Genomic DNA, 21,499 nt, shown 5'->3' with positions numbered 1-21,499 from the left:
TCTGGCACCCCTGCGCACGGGCGCGATCAGTACACCTCTCGCTGATTTTCTTGTTCGAGCACCTGGTCGAGATCGGCGAGACGGTGCATCTGCGACACCTGCCGCGCTGTTCGATAGTTTTTCGCCAGTCGATCCCGGTGGCGGTGTACGAACGACCAGTACCCGGCCGTGAACGGGCACGCGTCCGGGCCGAGGCGCTTCTTCGGGTTGTATTCGCACCCACCGCAATGATCGGTCATGCGATCGAGGTACGCGCCACCCGATGCGTACGGCTTCGTAGCGATCAACCCGCCGTCGGCATGCTGGCTCATGCCGATCACGTTGACGGGCATGACCCAGGCGAACCCGTCGACGAATGCGGTGGCAAACCATTCGGTCAGTGCCTTCGGGTCGTATCCGCGCTGGAGTGCGAAGTTGCCGAGAATCATCAACCTGGGGATGTGATGCACCCAGCCGCGCGCATTCAGTTCCGTCAGAGTGTGTGACAGGCACGCCGCGATCGGGTGTTCACCGTCGAGTTCGGTGAACCACTTCGGTAGTGGCTCATGGGCAGCGAGCTCGTTGCGGTCGAGGTAGTCCGGGCCGAAATGCCAGTACAGGTGCCACACGTACTCCCGCCAGCCGAGCACCTGGCGGATGAATCCTTCCACCGACGCGAGCGGGGCATCGCCGTCGCGCCAAGCCTGTTCGGCGGCCTCGACTACCTCGAGAGGTTCGAGGAGCCCCATGTTCAGCGGCACCGACAGTAGCGAATGTGCCATCGCCCAGTCCTGACTCATCACGGCGTCCTCGTATTTGCCGAAGTCGGCAAGGCGATAGGAGACGAAGTGTTGCAGGGCTTCCCGGGCCTCGTCGGCTGTCACCGCGAACAGGCGCGGGCCGTCCTGTCCGACGGTCGGGAGGTTCAGAGCATCCAGGTCTGCCCGGACGGAATCGTCGATATCGTCCTCGGTCGGCCACCACGGCGGATCCACGCCGAGCGTCGAGCGCTTCTTCGGAGGTGGTTCACGATTGTCGGCATCGAGGTTCCACACGCCGTCGACCGGCTCCGCACCTGCCATGAGCACCTCGAAGCGTCTGCGCTGGTCGCGGTAGAACGCCTCGAGTCGGAACTGATTGCGATTGCCGGCCCACTCGGCGAAATCCGTTCGGCTCAGCGCGAACATCGGTGTCGGCAACACATCCAGCACGACACCCTCGTCGAGAAGTTTCTGTACGAAGCGCTCCGCAGCGTGCGAGGTGGGCTCGAACACCAGCACCGGCCGTCCGTACTGTTCGAGACCGTCTCGATACGTTTCGGTCTTCAGATAGGTCGAGCGCTCACCCAGTTCCGCGGCGAGATGTCGCATCCCCGAGAGGACCAGATGCAATTTCTGTCGATGGAACGGACGTGTCCGGCACACTCGCGCACTCTCGATCAGCAGGACATCGCGATGGATGTGCTCACTCGTCGAGTGAAAGTGCGGGCCGAGTTGATCACCGAACAACCAGAGCGGAGCGGAGGAGGCCATATTCGCAGAGTGCTCGAGTCGAGGCAAGAACAAACTCTCCGTCGGTCGGTGCCTGTATTCGAACACCGTACGAGCTGAAAGTGAATCTTTACCCCCGATGGCCTGCTGGACTTGACCGCGGCCTCTCGATCACATCAACTTGTGTCGTGACCGTGAAAAAAGGTGTGTCCAGGCGTGGATTTCTTCGATCCTCTTCCATCGCAGTGGCAGCGGTCGGAGCGGCCTCGGCGGTACCGGTTCTCGCTCACGCGCAACAGGGCTCGTTCGTCCCGTTCCAGCACGGTGTCGCCTCGGGTGATCCGACGCCCGAGGCCGTCATTCTGTGGACTCGAGTAACTCCGACTCCTGATGCCCTCCCCGGTTCCGGTATCGGGCCTGCGACGGAGGTTCGATGGAGAGTGGCTACCGATCCGGAGCTGACGGCGATCGTCCGCAGCGGCACCGTGTCGACGAGCCCGGACTCCGATCACACGGTCAAAGTCGACGTCGACGGCCTTTCGCCGGCTACGACGTACTACTACAGTTTCGAAGTCCAGGGTGGCGACGCAGCAGGCACCCAGTCCGTTGTCGGTACGACCCGCACGGCCCCGGCCGAAGACACCGAACTCGACGGCATCAGGTTCGGTGTCGTCTCGTGCTCCAACTGGGAGTCCGGATTCTTCGGCGCCTACCGCCATCTGGCTGCACGGACCGATCTCGACGCGATCATCCATCTCGGCGACTACATCTACGAGTACGAGACCGGTGGTTTCGCCGGCAAGAACGGCGTCGTTCGGCAGCACGATCCGGTGCACGAGATCGTCAGTTTGCAGGACTACCGGATCCGGCACGGTCAGTACAAGTCCGATCCGGATCTCAAAGCCGCTCATCTCGGGGTGCCATGGATCTGCACGTGGGACGACCACGAATCGGCCAACGATGCGTACGACGGTGGCGCTCAGACTCATCAGCCCGAGACCGACGGACCGTGGTCGGTCCGTAAGTCGAACTCGGTACAGGCCTATTTCGAATGGATGCCCGTACGCGCAGCCGGTACCCCGCAGAATCGCCACATCTACCGACGGTTGCGCTTCGGAACGTTGCTCGAGCTGTCGATGCTGGATTTGCGAACCTATCGGTCCCAGCAGGTGTTGCCGTTCCAGGGCGGCGACGTCGATTCTCCGAATCGCACGATCACCGGAGCGGACCAGATGGAGTGGCTCACCGAAGGACTGGTGAGTTCGCCGACGCAGTGGAAGATCGTCGGAAATCCGGTCATGATCACCCCGGTTCTGCTCCCTCCGCTCGAGAGCGAGGCGGCGGCCGCGCTGACCGGCTTGCTCGGGATTCCCGCCGGCGGATTGCCGTACAACGCCGATCCATGGGATGGGTACACGGCGGATCGAAAGCGGCTGCTCGGTGCGATCGCGGAGAAGAACGTGCGCAACACCGTCTTCATCACCGGCGATATTCACTCCTCGTGGGCATGTGACGTTCCAGCCGACGCAGCCCGCTACTTCCAAACCGGTGCCGTCGCTACCGAGCTCGTCGTCACATCGGTGTCCTCGGCAAACATCGATGATCTGACGAAGACGGACCCGCATACGCTCAGCAGAGTCGCCGAGGCCGCATTGACCACGCTCAACCGCCATATCAAATACGTCGACCTCGACAGTCACGGGTTCGGCGTCTTCGATGTGACACCCTCGGGCGTCCAGATGGATCACTGGTACCTCGATGCCAAGGAAGACCCGCTCAGCGGCATCTATTGGGGTGCAGGATTCGCTGTTCCCGACGGATTGGCGCGGGTGGATCCGGTAGCTCTGCCTGTTCGTGCGTAGTCGCTTCTGACACCGGCTGGGTACGCACCGGCATACTGACACCTATGGCTGTACCGAAAATCGTGCTGTTCTACGTCTTTACCCCGCTACCGGACCCGGAGGCAATCCGGCTGTGGCAGCACACGCTGGCCGCGTCCAACAGCCTCGGTGGCAGGATCATCATCTCCGAGCATGGGATCAATGCGACCGTCGGCGGCGAACTCGCCGACGTCAAGCGCTATGTGCGGGGAACACGGAGCTACCCAGCCTTCAAAGACGCCGACATCAAGTGGTCGGAGGGGTTGGGTGAGGACTTCCCACGGCTTTCGGTCAAGGTCCGGTCGGAGATCGTGACCTTCGGGGCAGCCGAGGAACTGAAGGTCGACGCAGACGGAGTGGTCGGCGGGGGAGTGCACCTGAGTCCCGCGCAAGTGAACGAACTTGTCGATCGTCGTGGCGATGACGTCGTCTTCTTCGACGGCCGCAATGCTTTCGAGGCGCAGATCGGCAAATTCAAGAACGCTGTGGTGCCCGAAGTGGAGACCACCCGCGACTTCGTTGCGCAACTCGACTCTGGGCAGTTCGATCATCTGAAGAAGAGTCCCGTCGTCACTTACTGCACCGGTGGAGTGCGATGCGAGGTGCTTTCTTCGCTGATGCGCTCACGAGGTTTCGAAGAGGTCTATCAGCTCGACGGCGGGATAGTGCGCTACGCCGAAGCCTATGGAGACGATGCGCTGTGGGAGGGATCGTTGTACGTCTTCGACAAGCGCATGAATATCGACTTCTCCGATCACACGTCGGTGATCGGCCGCTGCACGGTGTGCGCGAACCCGACTTCTCGATACCAGGATTTCGACGACGACGAGGGCCGCGGGCTCCGCCTGGTCTGTGTCGATTGTGCCTGAGCCACTTCCGTATCGGCATGGTTTGGCACCGTTGCGTATTCGGCTTCCGCACGAGGAGTCCTCGAAGACCGTGTTCGAGTACCTCAGTCGCGAGTACCCCGCCGATCCGTGGGAGCAGTCGATGATCTCCGGCGAGGTCGTCGACGAGAAGGGGCGGCCGTGGGGCAGCGAAAGTGTTTATGCTCCTGGAAGATTCGTGTACTTCTACCGAGACCCGGCGCCGGAGACTCCGGTGCCGTTCGAGATGGACGTCCTTTACGACGGTGACGGCATCGTCGTGGTCGACAAGCCGCATTTTCTGGCAACCATCCCTCGGGGAAGACACGTCACCGAAACCGCGACGGTACGGGCGCGAGAAATGTTCGACTGCCCAGACCTCACGCCTGCACATCGGCTCGATCGGGCGACGGCGGGAGTGCTCATCTTCACCCGCACCAAGGAACTACGGCGGCCGTACCAGGAGCTCTTCTCGTCGAGGTCGGTGCTCAAAGAGTACGAGGCGATCGCGCCTTACGATCCGACGCTGGAATTCCCGCGGGTGATTCGGAGTCGAATAATCAAGGAACACGGGGTGATGGTTGCCCATGAGGAACCGGGCGAGCCGAACAGCGAAACACGGGCCGAGATGATCGAGATCTTGGGTGAACGCGCGCGCTATCGACTGTTCCCGAAGACGGGCAAGACGCACCAGCTACGAATTCACCTGTCTTCGATGGGTATACCCATCCAAGGTGATCCGTTCTATCCAGAGTTTCGATCGGTACCGGGCGACGACTTCACCGAACCCCTGAAGCTGCTGGCGCGGGCGGTAGAATTCGAAGACCCGATCACCGGCGCTTCGCGTCGCTTCCGCAGTCCTCGAAGTCTGTCCGACTGAACCGTTCTCGGTTACGCGCCGATCGAGACATCACACACGAACGCACCCCCGACCGAAGAGCGGATGGGGGTGCGTTCGAGGTGAAATCGCTACTGCGAGCGAGCCATTCCGCGCTCGATGGCAGCGATGATCTGCGGACGTAGCTCGGCAGCGGGGACTATATGGTCCACCGAGCCGACCTTCTGTGCGCGTTGAATGTTATGGATCGCCTCGAACTCGGCGGCTACTTCACCGAGCTTCGAGTTGCGGACGTTGCCGCGTTCGGTTGCCAACTCCACGCGGATGCGAGTTCGTTCGGCGTCCGTCTCGGCGGCTGTCAGCTTCGCCTCGATGTCGAGGACTCGCGGGTCGGCTGCGGTCCTGGCGTTGACGTCCCGCGTGAACACCACTGCCGCTGCCGGTGCGCCACCGAGAACCGAAGCGAACGATCCCTCGACCGCCAACACCTCCATGTTGTCGTTGAGCGCTCCGGAGAACACCACGAATGCGCCTCCGTGGTAGCGCGATACTACGCAGAACACGATTGGACCGTCGAAGTTGACTATCGCGCGGCCGATCTCGGCGCCGTACTCGAGCTGGATGTTGCGTAGAGACTCCGGTGAACCGTCGAACCCGGACAGGTTGGCGAGCACCACGATCGGCCGACTTCCGCTGGCGGCGTTGATGGCTCGTGCGGTCTTCTTCGAGGAATTCGGGAACAACGTGCCCGAAGTCCACTGGTCGGGCCCGTCGGACGGGAACCATCCCTTACGCGGAATTGCTCGCGACTCGATGCCGATGACGCTGACCGGAATACCCGCCAGGTGGGCGTCGAAGACGACCGAAGTGTCCGCGTCGGCCATGTCTGCCCACCGTTCGAGGACAGAGTGATCCTGGTCGACGACGGCACGCATGACCGTGCGAATGTCGAACGGCTTCTTGCGATCCGGGTTGGTGGCCGAGGAGAAGATGTCACCGACGGTGGTGAAGTCGCTCGACGGGTGCACGTGGGGGTAGGTCCGCACGTCGCGTTCGGTCGGATCGGTGGTGACTGCGCGTCGGGGGAACTTCTCACCCGGTGCCGTATAAGCATGTTCGTAGTGCGCGAACAACACCTCGCACGCCGCGCGCAGGTTCGGCGCCCAGTACTGTGCCTGGCCGTTCGGTCCCATGACTCGGTCGTAACCGCCGATGCCGAAGTTGTCCTCTGCTGAGACGCCGCCGGAGTAGTCGAGTGACTGTTTTCCGGTCAGGACCATGGCACTGTCCGGGGTCATCACGAGGATGCCCTTGGTGTGCGCCAACATTGTGGCCTCGGCATTCCAATACGGCTGTGCGCCGACGTTGATGCCTGCGACGACGATGTTGATCTCGCCGCCCGCCTGGGTGAACGTGATGATGCGACGAAGCCCACGTGATACCCAGTCCATGTTCTCGGTACCGGTACTCATCGAGATGGTGGCACCGGAGGACAGTGCGAACCACTCGACCGGAGCGCCGAGGCGCTCGGCAAGGTCGATTGCTGCGACGATCCGCGAGCACTCGGCCTCAGCAACGGTTCCCAGCGACTTGGTCGGGTCACCGAACAAGGCAACTCGGGTGACGCCTTCGGGATAGCGTTCCGACGGAGTCGACACGAGTCCGACGATGATGCCTGCCGTATTGCGACCGTACGGTCGATCGACAGGCGCCAGGGTGGCGGTTTCGTCGAAGTCGTACTCGGTGAACGTCCCACCCGAGCCCGTGAGCAGAGGAATCAGTTCGTACGGGTACACGGTTCCGCGTGCCTGCGAGCGCTGAACCTTCTGGGTGTATTCGTCCAGCGGCCGCAGTGGCTCGGTCGGCCTGTCGGTGACCTTGGCGACGACCCCTGCGCCTGAGCGATACGAGAATCGGATTGCGACCTCGCGAACAGGCGCACTCGGTCCGTTCCTGAGCCTGGCGATCATTGTGATTTCTTCGAGCCCGGCACCGATGGTGGACGGTGCAATGTGTCGTGCGATTGCGGCGAGGCGATCCGCAGGCACATCGAGCACTGGCCACACGTAGAGGGTGACGCGGTTCGCGTCGAGCCGGTTCTTACCCCGCTGGCTCTGGGCGCGCCGAATCCCGTCGAGGCAGGAGGCGACGGTCCTCTCGATCTCGGGAACAGCGACGACGATGCCGTTGTCATCGAGTTGCGTTGTCAATCCACGGATTTCGGCAAGAGCCATCAATCGCTCGTCGGACGGATTTTCTTTCGCCGTCAGGTGGAAAAGGTAGGTTCCGGGCGTCGCAGGAAGCCTGGTGCCGTCGAAGTTCTTGAGGCGCCATAGGTCCAGGCGCTGCCCTGTCAACGGATGCATGTCGCGAATGACCAGATCCTCGGCCAGAGGTTCCGAACCCTCGACGCTCGGGCGCCGGAACGTTACATGGCGAACATCGGTGCCGCATACGGTGATCGTGATCCGACGCCAGTTCTTGGTCCGGGGATGTTCGGTGAGAACGGACTGGACGGTACTCGCGATGTCGTCGCTGCTGGCAGGGGCATCAGGCCACGCTAGATACAGGTCGACGGCAAGGTGTTCGGGAGCAGGCCCGGCGATATCGTCGATCGCATCGATCGTTGCGGACAGTGAAGCGAACGTCGTTGCGGCCGAGACCAACTGGAGTCGCTCGCCGGCGAGCTCGAAATTGCCGGTGACGAAACGAACTCTGTCTCGGTCGAAGGCCTTGACGTCTTCGAGATCGCGAATCTCGTAGTACTGGCGAGTGATGACCTCGAGCAGTGCGCCAGGCTCGTCGATCCGTGAACCCAACAGATCGATCAACGGCTCGGGGGTGGAGACGAGCGCATCGATGCGAGCCGCGTAGTCCGGCGCGTCGGGGTTCTCGGCAAGATACTGCAAGCTGCCACGGACCCCGTCGTGGACCTGGTCACGTGAACGCCGGATCGACGGGGCGTCGAAAAGACGAAAGCGCAGGTTGCGAGCGACGTCGCCGATGACGGGATACCGAGCCTGAGTCGCGACGATCAGGCGCTCGAGTACCTCACCGATGGCCGAACCTGCAGCGGGCTGCGCTGCCGAGTCCGTCAGCCAACGATCGAGGAGTGCCGAGACGACCGGAACTTGATTCTCGATACGTTGAAGTGCGAGGAATACTCGATATACGGCTTCTTCGAGTTCTGGACTGCGCTCGAGATCCTCGGCGCCGTAGTGACGTAGTGCGCGAGAAAGCTTGCCGCGGAACGATTCCGGAAGTCCTTGGATGTCTGCATCGAGAGAGTGCAGGAAGGAGTGGAAGTGTTCACGCGGGCTGTGTACTCGTTCGTCCGTGTTCTCCTCGTCCATGGTGGGACGGTTGCGGGAGAGTTCGCACATATCGGCGAATGTGTTGAGCAGTGCCAACTCTGCGTCGACGACCTGAGAATCGTCGCATGCAACCTCGTTGCGCACCGTCTCGTAGTCGGAGAGCAGAGCCTGAACGCGGGAGGCATTGACGTCGAAACCGGTGATCAGGGCCGACAACTCGTCGAGATACGACAGCGCTTTGCATCGCGGTGTCTCGCCCTCGGGTCGGTCCACGGCCCGAAACTCCACGCGAGCGGTCTGTGTGGATGCCTTCTGCTCGCCGGCTTGATCGACACGCAGCAGCGCGGCACCGGAGTCGACCTGGCCGTTGACCGAGGCCAAGACCTCGCGCACGCGGCCGGCGTACGGCGACCGGACGGCAGTTTCCATCTTCATGCTCTCGAGCACGACCAAGGTCTGGCCTGCTTCGACCTCGTCACCGACCGCAACCGGCACGGCGACGACGACGGCGGGCGCTGGAGCACGGACCAGTCCGGCTTCGTCCTGGCTTATCTGATGACTGATGCCATCCACTTCGACGAGGAAGTGCGCGGCACCGGCGACGGTGACGATCGAAAAGCGGCGGTTGCCGAGGACGAGGCGGCTCTCGTACTGACCGAGGCGCTCGATGTCGACCTGCACGTCGCCACTGTCACCATCGACGCGGTAGAGGTGCGGTCCGATCTGACCGACGCCGAGCTTGTATGCCTGGCCCTGGTAGTTCAGTTCTACGGTCCGGCCGATGGTGTGGCTTGCACGAGGACGACCACCACGGGCCGAGGACAGGAATGCGGCACGCTCGCGTCCTTCCTCGACGTCGTAGGCATCGATCGCCGCTGCGATGAGCGCGATGTCTGCCACGGCCGTCGGGCCGGTGGCCGTTCCTGCTTCGGATCTATCGAGCCAGCCGGTGTCGGCGGAGGCGGAAATGACCTCTTCACGGTCGAGCAGATCGATCAGAAACGACTTGGTGGTCGTTCCGCCGTCGATGACCACAGTCGTCTCGCGTAGTGCGTTGCGCAGCCGGGCGAGTGCTTCACCCCGGTCACGCCCCCAGGCGATGACCTTGGCGACCATGGAGTCGTAGTCGGGGGGAATGACGTCGCCCTGTGCGATGCCGGTGTCGACGCGGATGCCGCTGCCGAGGGGAAACTTGAGAAGTTCGACGGTTCCCGGTGCGGGCGCGAAACCGTTGTCGGCATCCTCGGCGTTCAGGCGCGCTTCGACGGCGTGGCCGAACTCGGGCGGGCAATCACCTTCGAGGTGATCGCCGTTGGCGACGAGGATCTGCAGTTTCACCAGGTCGATACCGGTGGTGAATTCGGTGATCGGGTGTTCGACCTGGAGTCGGGTGTTGACTTCGAGGAAGGTAAAGATCTTCTGCTCGGGCTGGTAGAGGTACTCCACGGTCCCAGCGCCTACATAGGAGGCGGCGCGCACGAGTTCGCTGGAGACGGCGCGCAGGTGATCGGCTTGCTCTTGCGTCAGGACCGGCGAGCTGGATTCTTCGATGACCTTCTGATTGCGACGCTGGATGGAGCAGTCGCGTACCCCTGGCGCCCAGACGTTGCCGTGGTTGTCGGCGATGACCTGGACCTCGACGTGGCGGGCGTCGGTGACGAGCCGCTCGATGAATACCACCGGGTCGCCGAACGAGCGTTCGGCCTCACCCTGCGTACGTTCGAGCGCGAGTTCGAGTTCGCTCTCCTCGTAGACCTTGCGGATGCCGCGACCGCCGCCACCGCTGCGAGCCTTGATGATCAGTGGGTAGCCGATGGCCTGTGCGTGCCTACGAGCGTCGGCCCGCGTTTCGACGGGTCCACCGCTCCACGGTGCGACGGGAACACCGACCCGTTCGGCGAGTAATTTCGCCTCGACTTTGTCCCCGAGGAGACGCATCGCGTCGCCGGAAGGTCCGATGAAAGTGATGTTCAGTCGTGCACAGAGGTCGGCGAAGGCTGGATCTTCGGCGACGAAGCCCCATCCGACCCACACGGCGTCAGCACCGGATTCGACGAGTGCCCGCTCGAGTTCGGCGTGATCGAGGTACGCGGATCCGACCTCGGGTTTACGCAGAACGACGGTCTCGTCGGCCCGCCTGACGAACATTGCGCGGCGTTCTGCCTCGGTGTGGAGGGCGACCGTCCGAATGCCGTAGTCGAACTCGGCGTTGAGTTCCTTGACGGCCCTGATCAGGCGTACTGCCGCCTCGCCTCGGTTCACTACTGCAATCCGTTTGAACAACGTCTCTCTCTCCGTCAGGTGGATGAAAATGCTTTCTCGAACGTCGGGCACGTCGTGACGCCCGCGGGTTCTTGTCACATATCGGGCTTGCTGGGGACGAAACGACACACTCGGTCTCGAGGGACTTCTGTGTGGACAAGAGCGGGAGTCGATGTAACAGCTCCCACCCATCGACCTCGATCTCGTTCGTTACCCCGCTGATCCCTCGTCGAAGACGTGGAACAGGTCTGAATGTCGTCCTATTCTAACGGATCACATGATTCTTACCATGTCAACGGCGATATGGGCCGATGTGATTGATCTCGCTTCGTTCAAACCTGTACTACGGCAATGCATTTCGCTGCAGTTTTCGAACGACGTTGAAAAAGGTCAGCAAAAGCTTGACGGAATACCGACGAGTAGCGTTGCGACAACGGACATTTCGGTGTCGGCGATGGGCCTTGATTACCGGCGGGTACGTTACCGGTCGGTACGTGGCGCTCGGTATCGATCGGAATCGGACATAATGCGCACAATGTCAGAATCTGGGCTCGGTACTGTCGATCGAGCTCGATAAGCCCTCGAGGGTCAGTGGTGGCGGAAATCGGATGTGGACGCGAGTGGGCTTTTCTGACATTTCTTGTGATCTACCACGACGAAAAGAACCTAAGGTCCGTACGCCGTGATCAACCCGGACGCAGAGACTAGTCTGGAGCATGCGCGCAAGCACCGTCCCGGTTAACGGACGGCCGTTCGAGGATTTCAGAGGTTCAACAGTGTCGACTGCAGCGGTTCCCGATCGTGGCCAGCAGCCGGATCCCAGCAGGATCTCGGCTGAAGGGGGCGTTTTCGTGGAGGGCGAAGTATTGACGGAAGGGCATGAAGAGCTCACGGACAGGGTTCTGCGCATGCTGCAATTCCTGCGAGAGATCGTCACCGCTCGCACCGAGCCCGTGTTGCATTACGAAAAACACCTTCGTGTCGAGTGGCTTCAGGCCGACTCGCCCGCGTCTCATCTGGATGCGTCGGCCGAGCAGGGCGGGGTGGTGCTCAGGGCCCGGCGGGTCGAGTTCGAAGAACCGCCGAAGCTTCCGGAGATCCTCGAAGGATTCGTCGACCACACGATGGTGGCCGACAGTCGTCATCTGGACATCGAGTTGATCGAATCGGCTTTGGCATCGTCTTCGAGCGAGGACGTCGATGCCGACGCCGACTTCGATGTCCGACACGCCTACCAGGTTCGACGTGCATTCGAAACGTATTCGACCGAGTGGCGTCTATGGGCAGAGTCGGATCGAAAGCAGCGACCGGAAGCCTCGCTCTACCACGCTCTCCAGCTGATGATGCAAGAACTGTCTTCGCAACCTGAGTCCATCGAGCTGGTGGTCGCCTCAGGCCTGTTGAGTCTTTCGGCTCAGGGAACTGCAGGCGCGGTCGTGACGCACCTGCTGACCCAGTCGGCGGCAGTGGAGTTGGACGTCCGCACCGGAGACTTGTTAGTCAAGCTTGCTGCCAATTCACAACCGCGATTCGAGGACACTCAGCTGCTGACCGGCCGGGCCGGCTTCGACCCGTCCGGTTCGGTGAAGATGCAGAGTGACCTGCCGCGACGCATCACCTCACCTCTCGACGCCGACGTGGTGTCCCTGTTCGTGGAGTGGGCCGATACCGCGCTGGATATACCGGTCGACGTTCGAGCCGACCAGAATCGGCCGTCGACCGCCGACGTTCCCGAGAACGGGGCGACGGTAACGTTGTCGCCCGCCCTGGTCATGCGCAAGCGGAATGCGTTTGCGTTGCGTGACTACTACGAGCAGATGATCGCGGATCTCGCCAAGCCAGGTTCGAGGCTTCCGCTCGGTTTGGCGCAGCTGGTGGAGCCCATCGAACCCGCCGAACGTCTGGCCTGGTTGGAGCGGATGGGTGCCGCCGAGACTCTCTCTCTGGCCACGGATCCACTCTTTCCACTTCCGGCGAATGCCGAACAGTCACAGATCCTGCGCAGGCTCGGCCGGGACAGCGGAGTAGTCGTCGAAGGTCCCCCCGGTACCGGAAAGACGCACACCATTGCGAATCTGGTGTCGGCATTGCTTGCCCGCGGTCAGCGTGTGCTCGTCACCAGTGAGAAGTCACAGGCGCTTCGCGTGCTTCGGGACAAACTTCCACCCGAACTGCAGGAGCTTTGCGTCTCGATCACCGATCTCGGACGCGGTGGATCAGAGGAGCTCAATCGCAGTGTCGCTCGTATCGCAGATCGCAAAGCGGCATACAACGACGTGGACGCGGCCGAGAAGATCGCGTCCTTGACTGCGCGACGGGCGGATGCTTCGGCGCGGCGTGCCGTGTTACTCGATACCATCGCCGAGCTGCGTGTGTCGGAAACTGTTGTGCATCAGTATGTTTCCGATGGTTACGAGGGTACTGCGGCTGCGATCGTCCGAAAGGTCAAGGCAGCGGAGGAAGCTCACGAGTGGCTACCGGGACCGTTGTCGACGGATCGCCCCACGCTGATCGGAACCGAGGTGGATCGGCTGCGGAAGTTGATCGCTACCGCACCGGATGGGCGTGCGGCACGAGCCGGGCAATCACTCCCACGGCTGGACACCATTCTGCCGAATTCAGCGGAACTACGGTTGTCGTGTCGGCGAGCGAGTGCCAAGGTGCATGTGGAGTCCGAGCATTCGTCCAGGCTTGTCGAGTTCCTCGGTGGAGTCGATCCGGCTGCAGCTCTCGGTATTCGGCAACTGTGCGAAGAACTCGACGCGCGAGTGCGTGACGTTCTCGAACTCGACCAACTCTTCCGACAATTGACCGATTCCGTGCTGTCCGGCGAAGCCGCGCACCTATGGTCACGAGTGAGCGGTATTTCATCCATGGCCGAGGTCGCGGCTCGAGCCGATCGCTTCATCGGTGCTCATGATGTGCAGTGTTCCTCTTCGACGACCGCCGCGCTCGATGCAATGGAATCCCTCACTGTCGCTTTGGAATCGGGAATCGAGTGGAAGCCGCGGTTCCGAAAGAGCGAACAGCAGCGTACCGTGGAAGATCTCGGCATCACGGCGACTGTCGATGGCGTTCCAGTTGTGTCGGCGAGCGCCGGCCGGCTCGTGACCGAGCATATTCGTGCTCTCGATATCGTCAGCACCGCGGCGACTCTGCTCGGGGACCTACGGATCTCGGTGTCCACCGACGGGCCTCGGTCACGGCGAGTGAACGATCTTCGGCTCGTGAGTGACAAGCTGACGTTGGTGGCAGGTGTCCTGCATGCGCGCGACGCGTTGGTCGAGAAGCTGTACGCGGTGTCACCTTCGGCACCATGGATTCGAAGCCTCGACGACGCGGCGCAGTTCGCTGGGTCGGCAAGGGCTATTGCTACCCGTATCGATGCAGACGCGGCCAAGGCTGAACTGAGCAAAATTCTGTATTCCGTTGCGACACAGGTAGATACTGGACCTTCGCCCGAGGGGACGGCTCTCGTGACGGCGCTGAACTCGGCCGACGAGGACGCCGTTGCCGAGGCGTCGGGGAATTACATCGCGGCATGCCAGGAGCAGGACGATCAGCTGGTCCAGGACGAGTTGGCGAAGAAACTCGCCGATGCCGCGCCCGCGTTGTACCAACTGGTTCTCGACACGGCCGGTGACTCCGATTGGGATGAAATCAGTTGGCAGATGTCCAAGGCATGGGCGTGGCGTCGAGCGCGTGAGTGGGTGAGCGAACAACATCGCGGCGGTGTCGAACATCAGCTCGATATCGAACTTAACGCACTCGACGCAGATCTGAAATACCTGACGTCTCAGCTGGCGGCCGCGATGGCCTGGCGAGACTGTCTCGAGCGGATGACTGCTGTGGAAGTGCGTGCGTTGCAAACGTATCGGGAACACATGTCGTCGATCGGGGCAGGCGCAGGTCGATACGCGGAAACGTTCCGCAGCGCTGCGCGCTCGGCTATGCGAGATGCGCAAAGTGCCGTTCCGGCTTGGGTCATGCCCCTTGCTCAGGTCTTGGCGACAGTGCCTCCCATAGCGGACAGTTTCGACGTCGTGATCGTCGACGAAGCCAGCCAGGCCGACATCAGCAGCCTGTTCCTCCTGTACTTGGCACCGCGGGTGATCGTCGTCGGTGACGATCGGCAATGTGCACCTGCAGAGGTCCCGCAGGCGGGAACGCTCGAAGACGTGTTCACCCGACTCGACGTGTATCTGCCGGATCTACCCGAACATGTTCGCGCGACGTTGACTCCACGGTCGTCACTGTTCTCGATGCTGCGTACGCGTTTCGGCCAAGTCGTCCGTCTGCGCGAACACTTTCGATCGATGCCGGAAATTATCAACTGGTCATCGCAACAATTCTATGGAGATTTGCCCCTGGTTCCTGTGCGTCAATTCGGCGCGGACAGGCTCCCGCCGCTTCGCCATACTTTCGTACCCGATGCATCGGTAAGAGGGAAGGGCGCTTCGCTCGTCAATCATGCCGAGGGACGAGCCATCGCCGGTCAGATTCTCGAATGCCTTGCTGATCCCTTGTACGACGGCAAGACATTCGGCGTCGTCGTGCTGCAGGGAACGGCTCAGGTCGATGAAATCCGAAACGAATTGATCAAGCGCATCGGAATCGACCAGTGGGCGGATCGAAGGCTCCGCGTCGGGACACCACCGGACTTTCAGGGAGACGAACGAAGCGTCGTCTTCCTGTCGATGGTGGTCGCACCGAACCAGGACTTTCCCGCTCTCAGCGCAAGCCAATATAAGCGGCGGTTCAATGTCGCGGCCTCGCGTGCGCAGGATCAACTCTGGCTGTTCCACTCGGTCACAGTCGATCGGCTCAAGCGATCCGACCTTCGGAACTCGTTGCTCGCGTATGTCACGTCGACCTCACCTGCACCTGCGAATCCGATGCCGCGCGATGTCACGCCGGATATTCGACGCAGCGAGTTCGCGAGCCTGTTCGAGCAGCGGTTGTTCGTCGATCTGCGAGATCGTGGATATCACGTCAACCCCGGTGTCGAGGTGAACAATCGACGTATCGACCTGGTAGTCACCGGGCAGGTGTCCAGGCTCGCCGTGGAATGCGATGGAGACTCGATTCAGTCCACTCCGGAGCGTCGTCTGGCAGACCTTCAGCGCGAGCAGGAACTCAAACGTTGTGGCTGGACGTTCTGGCGTGTGCGCGAGTCGGAGTACTACCTCGATGTCGAGGCTGCGTTGGAGGATCTGTGGAATGCTCTGTCCGCGTTAGGAATCGAACCGAATACGATTTCGATTTCGCCCGCAGAAACGGTGACCGAGGAGTGGATTCCGGTCGACTTGGATCGACCGCAGGATGATCTGCTCCTCGAGCAAGCGCCAGGGGACGTGTCGGTGGATACACCAGTGGATACGCCGGCTGATCATTTCGTGGAAGGTCCCGACACCAGCCCGACGAGTGCCACCGCGGAAACGCCGTGGAATGCGTGGCAGTCAGCGCCCGAAGGCAAGAAGTACGACATGTGGACCATTCCGAGCGAAGCCCCTGAGCACCGGTTTCCGTCTGTTGAGTTGCCCATCAATGGCTATCACGACGGAGGACGTGGCCACGACAGCTGACCGAGGCAAATGCTATAGCGTGGATGGCGTCCGACTGTGTCTGTCGAAGGAGTGCCAATGTCTCGAATCGCCATTTTCGGAGGACACGGGCAGGTGGCGCTCCGTCTAGCGCCGTTGCTCGTGGAGCGCGGACACGAGGTGGGGTCGATCGTTCGTAACCCGGATCACGTCGCCGACATCGCGAATGTGGGCGCCACACCGTTGGTGGCCGATATCGAGAACCTGGATGTCGAGAAGATTGCGGCGCTACTCGACGGCTTCGACACAGTCGTGTGGTCTGCAGGCGCGGGCGGCGGCAGTGCCGACCGAACGTATGCCGTCGACCGTGATGCAGCACTTCGCTCGATGGACGCTGCCGGGCGAGTGGGCATCACGCGCTACGTCATGGTGTCGTATTTCGGGGCGGACACGCAGCACGGGGTAGATCCGAGCAATCCCTTCTTCGCGTACGCGGAGGCCAAGGCGGCCGCCGACGCGTACCTGAAATCCACGTCGTTGTCCTGGACGATCCTGGGACCGAGCGCTTTGACACTCGACCCTGGCACCGGATCGATCACCACCAAAGACAACGGTGCCACCGGCGCTTCGGTCACCCGGGACGACGTCGCTGCCGTTGTGGCCGAAGCGGTGGACACTCCGGCGACCATCGGACGTGTCATCGAATTCGACAACGGCGACACACCCATCGCAGAGGCGCTCCGCTGAATCGGATCTCCAAGCACTTGTCCTGGAATTTCGCCGTCTCTGCAGTGAGGAACACACATGGCGGATTCACAATTGACCGGTGACACCGAGGTCCACCCGCCCGAGTCAGGCCCTTCCCGACGTCGATGGCTGATCGCACCGATAGTTCTGATCGTTGTCGCAGTGCTGTTCGGTGTCCCATTGTGGACGCTTTTCTTCTCCGGTTCCGACTGGCCGTTGTCGTTGCGAATATTCGGCTGCGTTTTGTTCGCCGCTGCTGCGATCGCCTTGCCGGTGTCCATGGCCCGCGGTCATGCGCGCGCCCATGACCGTGCCGCACTGATCGGTGACACGTTGCTCGGAACCGTGTGGGTGCTGTTCGTGTGGAGTGCGCTCGGTTCGATTGCTGCAGGGCTACTCGCCCTTGCCGGTCTGGAAGATCCCCTCCGATCGCGAATTGTTGCTGCCGCGGTTCTCGTCGTGGTCACCGGATTGTTGGTGTGGGGCCATCACGAGGCGATGCGCGTGCCACGCATCGTCGAGCGCAGCGTGGTGGTTCCGCGTCTCGGTGCCGGACTCGACGGACTCCGTGTCGTGATGATCACCGACACGCATTACGGGCCGTTGGATCGAGGGGGTTGGTCAGCGAAGGTCGTCGACGTCGTCAACACATTGGACGCCGATGTGCTCTGTCACCTCGGAGATCTGGCAGACGGTTCGGTCCTACGGCGGGAGCATCAGGTCCAGCCGCTACGTGGAGCACGCGCAGCCCTGGCAAAGGTTTACGTGACGGGCAACCACGAATACTTCGGCGAAGCGCAGGACTGGCTGGATCACATGGAGACGCTGGGTTGGACGGCCCTGCACAACAGGCACCTCGTGGTCGAACGTGGCGGTGCGAGGTTGGTCGTCGCCGGTGTGGACGATCGAACGGCAGCGGCTTCCACACTCGAGGGGCACGGAGCGGACCTCGATCGTGCGCTCGAGGGAGTCGATGCGGATCTGCCGGTCTTCCTCCTGGCCCATCAGCCCAAGCAGATCGACGAGGCAGTTCGACGCGACGTCGAAGTGCAGGTTTCCGGTCATACCCACGGTGGTCAGATCTGGCCATTCGAGTACCTGGTCCGACTCGATCAACCGACGGTCCATGGCCTGAGCAGGCACGGTAAGCACACCCAGCTCTACACCAGCCGCGGCACCGGTTTCTGGGGACCGCCGTTTCGCGTCTTTGCGCCCAGCGAGATCACCGTGCTCGTGCTGCGGACAGAGGCGTCGTGACAGTCCAACTTCTCGCAACCGACCTCGATGGCACCCTGCTTCGCTCGGACAGAACCATCTCAGCGCGTACCTCCGAAGCAATGGCGGCGGCACAGGCGTCGGGGATCGAGGTCGTCTGGGCCACGGCCCGCGCACGCCATTCGATCGACGAGTTGGCTGCCTCCTGTGGATTCACCGGTAAGGCCATCGGCGCCAACGGCGCAGTCGTGCTCGACCTCGCCGACGGCACGCCGGTCATCACCGAAACGACCGGAATCGAATCCGACGTCGTGACCACTGCTATGACCAGGGTTCGCGAGCTGGTTCCCGGAGTCGCCTTCGCCACAGTCGGTCCGACTCGGTTCGTCGCCGAGCACGACTATGCAGCGATGTGTGTCTTCGCGGACCATCATCGACATCCCCACGAGATGGACGTCTCGGTCGACGTGTTGGCCGCGGCGTCGGAGCAGACCGTCAAGATCGTCGCCCGACATCCGGAGCTGGCAAGCGTCGACCTGTTCCACGCTGTCCTGGCAGCAGGGGTAGGGGGAGTGGAGCTGACCCATTCGGGCGCGCCATATATAGAGATGTCCGCTGCAGGCGTGTCGAAAGCCAGTGCGCTATCGGTGCTGTGTGCGGAACTCGGGATCGAGCGAGCTGCCGTGGCGGCTGTGGGTGACGCGTTCAACGACCTACCGATGCTGCGCTGGGCGGGTACTGCCTTGACCACCGCCAACGCGATGGCCGAGATCAAGGCTGTCGCACATCGCGTGCTGCATTCGAACGATGACGACGGCGTCGCGGGGTACTTGGAAGAGCTCGTCGCCGACCGTCGATGACGGAACTACCTCGGACAGGCGCCGCTTTTCGAGAGTGTGCCGGGTGAAGATGCCCGGCACTCCGTGAGCAGCGCGCACTTACGATCGAAATCCTATTGTCTCGAAACGTCAGGAGATGTACGGGTGGAACAGAGCAGTGGATCCAATCGCATGACCGTCGCCCAGTACCTTGCGGCGCACGCCGTAGCGGTGACATCCGTCGATCGCGCCCAGGCCGCGACACTCGGCATCGAGGCCCCCGTACCCGCTGGATGGCAAGCGGCGCCCGAAGAACAGTTCCCCGGTGCTACCCAGGTTCTTGTCGAGCCAGGTCTGGTCGAAGGTGGCTTCGCACCCAACGCCGTATTACTTGTGGGCTCGCTGTCCACTCGAATCGACGCCGATGCTCTCCTCGACTGCAGCTTTACCGACGCCCGCGCGATGGAGGGTTGGGCCGAAACAGAGGCGAACTCCGACCCGTTCGGTGGCCATCCATCGCGGTTCATCAGGGGAACGTTCGTCGCCGAGCAGTGGGAACTGGCCGTCACGACCCGGTACATCGTCGTGCAGAGCGAAACACAGTATCTGGTTCAACTCACGGTGACCACCTTCGCTGACCACGCCGACAAGCTTGCATTCGACATCGACGCGATCAACAGTGGCCTTCTGAACGCAGTCTGAGCCTTGCCGAAGCGCTGTCGCTACTAAGGTCGAGTGATGCGGAATCGCACTGGACGTGTGCGGCACCTGACTCTGGTGCCGGACCTGTTGGACGGCCCGGACAGTCCCGAGCTCGAGATCGCCGACGATACGTTCACCAACGCGTCCGGTGACTACGGCGCTCCGGTCGCGAGGTACACGATTCGCGTCTCCTTGGACGGCGTCGAGCCGGCAGTATGGCGAAGGTTCGAGGTCCGGTCAGACCTCTTACTCCCCGAATTTCATCAGGTGTTGCAGCGGGTCATGGGGTGGGACGCTGCTCATCCGCACCGCTATCGGCTACGGAAGCCAGTAGCCGTTCAGCGATACGATTTCGAGACCTCGCTGGTCGAAGCAGGGTCGGTTATCAACGAACAGCACGTCAGGCTGGATAGCGTTCTTGGCAAAGAGGGCGACGTCATCGGATACGAATACGATTTCGGCGATGGGTGGAAGCACACCGTCGAACTCGAATCCCTCATCGAGTATCACGAGGATCTTCGTACCCTGTGCCTCGACGGCGCACGTGCGTGTCCGCCCGAGAGCAGCGGAGGACCCAGCGGCTATCGCCGTATGCTCGACGTACTCGGAGACCCTGGCCACGCGGAATACGAAAGTCTGCGGGAATCGGTTGGACCGTTCGACCCCGAGCGTCTCGAGGTGGCTCGTGTCAACGAAGGGTTCCGGGCCGGCGCTCCCGTACGATCGGCCGAGGTCGAGGCCACTGTCGCGTCGCATTTGATCGCACGGCTCCTCGGGGCCGTCCAGCCGGAACACATGCCCGCTCTGTTGGCGCTGCTACCGCGATGTGAGCTCACTATCGAAAGCTCTGTCGATTTACCGGTTGCAACTGTGGCGATGAAAAAACTTTCGTGGTTGCTCGAGCTCGTAGGTGACACCGGATTGCAGTTGGCGCCCGGAGGCTATTTTCCGCCGGCAGCTGTCGAAGCCATGCGCGTCGATCTCGAATGGGGACTGGGGTGGATCGGATCCAGCCTCCGTGAGGTCGACAATCACCAGGTCGCCGATCTGCGCAATGCCGCCAAACGTCTCGGTCTGGTGCGAGTCCTCAAAGGCGCCTTGGTACGCACGAAAGCGGGAACTCGATATGCCGACGACCCCATCGGTCTCTGGAGGCATTGTGCGTCGCGAATCCCTTTGGGCAAGGAAGCTCATGAGATCGACGGCGGAACGCTGTTTCTCGTCGCGCTAGCGTCGTCGGCATCCGCAACCCAACGGAACGCGATGATCGTGGAGACGATGCAAGCGTTGGGGTGGGGGACCAATAAATTGGTCGACGCCCACACCGCGGCACAACCGACGGTCGACTTCTTGGACCTGATCGGCGCACACGGGCCGTCGCTGTACTTCCGAAGCGAGGTGTTCGACGCGCCCAGTTGGTCGAGACGATTCGCTCGCGACGCCTTGCGAAGTTGATGTAGGCCGTTGACCAGGCGATTTGGAGATGGCGTCAGAGTCGCGTAACTTTTGTCGAGTCAGAGCGACACGGACACCGACCCGGACCGAGAGGTACGGGACACGAGGTTGTACGGGGTTTGCACTGAAAATCCTGTTTCGGCAAGATCATGTTGCCGTGTGAGGGTGGTTCGATGTGACGGGGTTATTGACTCGGTCGCTTGGGCTAGCTAGGCTGGAACGGTTGCCCCAGGCGCTGCGAGGACATGGTTTTCGTGGGTGTGTGGTGTGTGCGTGTTCTTTGAGAACTCAACAGTGTGTCGATGAATGTCAGTGCCGAATTTTGTATTTGGTGAAAGCATCCGATGTCGATGATCATCCGCTTGTGGTGGTTATGGTTGGGTGTTGTTT

General features: G+C 61.8%; 11 protein-coding genes. 9 read left to right on the top strand and 2 right to left on the bottom strand.

Features of this window, described 5'->3' with window-relative positions:
• Nucleotides 1-26: 26 nt before the first annotated feature.
• Complete coding sequence (locus tag QMK32_RS00055; RefSeq protein WP_283472259.1) at nt 27-1,511, bottom strand: cryptochrome/photolyase family protein; 1,485 nt, start codon at nt 1,509-1,511, stop codon at nt 27-29.
• Between the two features lie 146 nt (nt 1,512-1,657).
• Between QMK32_RS00055 and QMK32_RS00050 the strand changes: the two genes are divergently transcribed.
• Genes QMK32_RS00050 through QMK32_RS00040 form a run of 3 tightly spaced genes read left to right on the top strand, consistent with a single transcriptional unit; the run spans nt 1,658 to nt 5,095 of the window.
• A complete protein-coding gene (locus QMK32_RS00050; protein ID WP_283472258.1) occupies nt 1,658-3,331 on the top strand; it encodes an alkaline phosphatase D family protein in 1,674 nt (557 codons plus the stop codon).
• Between the two features lie 44 nt (nt 3,332-3,375).
• Entirely contained in the window at nt 3,376-4,218 is an 843-nt protein-coding gene (gene trhO / locus QMK32_RS00045; RefSeq protein ID WP_283472257.1) for an oxygen-dependent tRNA uridine(34) hydroxylase TrhO, read from the top strand.
• Nucleotides 4,211-5,095: a pseudouridine synthase gene (locus QMK32_RS00040; protein ID WP_502943491.1), complete on the top strand. Its 885-nt coding sequence runs from the start codon at nt 4,211-4,213 to the stop codon at nt 5,093-5,095. The genes trhO and QMK32_RS00040 overlap by 8 nt, the downstream gene beginning before the upstream one ends.
• An 89-nt stretch (nt 5,096-5,184) precedes the next feature.
• Here QMK32_RS00040 and QMK32_RS00035 read toward each other — a convergent pair whose 3' ends face one another.
• A complete protein-coding gene (locus QMK32_RS00035) occupies nt 5,185-10,650 on the bottom strand; it encodes an ATP-binding protein (RefSeq protein WP_283473119.1) in 5,466 nt (1,821 codons plus the stop codon).
• A gap of 887 nt (nt 10,651-11,537) precedes the next feature.
• Between QMK32_RS00035 and QMK32_RS00030 the strand changes: the two genes are divergently transcribed.
• The 6 genes from QMK32_RS00030 to QMK32_RS00005 all read left to right on the top strand — a co-directional run bounded on the left by QMK32_RS00030 (nt 11,538) and on the right by QMK32_RS00005 (nt 21,109).
• Nucleotides 11,538-16,214: a PDDEXK-like endonuclease domain-containing protein gene (locus QMK32_RS00030; protein WP_283473118.1), complete on the top strand. Its 4,677-nt coding sequence runs from the start codon at nt 11,538-11,540 to the stop codon at nt 16,212-16,214.
• 57 nt (nt 16,215-16,271) lie between these two features.
• A complete protein-coding gene (locus QMK32_RS00025) occupies nt 16,272-16,919 on the top strand; it encodes an NAD(P)H-binding protein (protein WP_283472256.1) in 648 nt (215 codons plus the stop codon).
• Nucleotides 16,920-16,976: 57 nt separating this feature from the next.
• Nucleotides 16,977-18,176 carry a metallophosphoesterase gene (locus QMK32_RS00020; RefSeq protein ID WP_283472255.1) on the top strand — a complete coding sequence of 400 codons (1,200 nt, stop codon included), beginning with the start codon at nt 16,977-16,979 and terminating at the stop codon, nt 18,174-18,176.
• Nucleotides 18,173-18,994: a Cof-type HAD-IIB family hydrolase gene (locus QMK32_RS00015; protein WP_283472254.1), complete on the top strand. Its 822-nt coding sequence runs from the start codon at nt 18,173-18,175 to the stop codon at nt 18,992-18,994. The genes QMK32_RS00020 and QMK32_RS00015 overlap by 4 nt, the downstream gene beginning before the upstream one ends.
• Before the next feature lie 123 nt (nt 18,995-19,117).
• Complete coding sequence (locus QMK32_RS00010; protein WP_283472253.1) at nt 19,118-19,654, top strand: LpqN/LpqT family lipoprotein; 537 nt, start codon at nt 19,118-19,120, stop codon at nt 19,652-19,654.
• 36 nt (nt 19,655-19,690) lie between these two features.
• On the top strand, nt 19,691-21,109 hold the full coding sequence (locus QMK32_RS00005) for a plasmid pRiA4b ORF-3 family protein (protein WP_283472252.1): 1,419 nt from the start codon (nt 19,691-19,693) through the stop codon (nt 21,107-21,109).
• Nucleotides 21,110-21,499: the final 390 nt, after the last annotated feature.

The organism is Rhodococcus sp. H29-C3, from assembly GCF_030063405.1.
Taxonomy (GTDB): domain Bacteria; phylum Actinomycetota; class Actinomycetes; order Mycobacteriales; family Mycobacteriaceae; genus Rhodococcoides.
Note: the sequence above shows the minus strand (reverse complement) of the source record. Positions and strands in the feature narration are given on the sequence as shown.

Coding starts and splice junctions, on each gene's coding strand:
- QMK32_RS00055 (WP_283472259.1), bottom strand. CDS start 1,511: ATGGCCTCCTCCGCTCCGCTCTGGTTGTTCGGTGATCAACTCGGCCCG.
- trhO (WP_283472257.1), top strand. CDS start 3,376: ATGGCTGTACCGAAAATCGTGCTGTTCTACGTCTTTACCCCGCTACCG.
- QMK32_RS00030 (WP_283473118.1), top strand. CDS start 11,538: ATGCTGCAATTCCTGCGAGAGATCGTCACCGCTCGCACCGAGCCCGTG.
- QMK32_RS00025 (WP_283472256.1), top strand. CDS start 16,272: ATGTCTCGAATCGCCATTTTCGGAGGACACGGGCAGGTGGCGCTCCGT.
- QMK32_RS00020 (WP_283472255.1), top strand. CDS start 16,977: ATGGCGGATTCACAATTGACCGGTGACACCGAGGTCCACCCGCCCGAG.
- QMK32_RS00005 (WP_283472252.1), top strand. CDS start 19,691: ATGCGGAATCGCACTGGACGTGTGCGGCACCTGACTCTGGTGCCGGAC.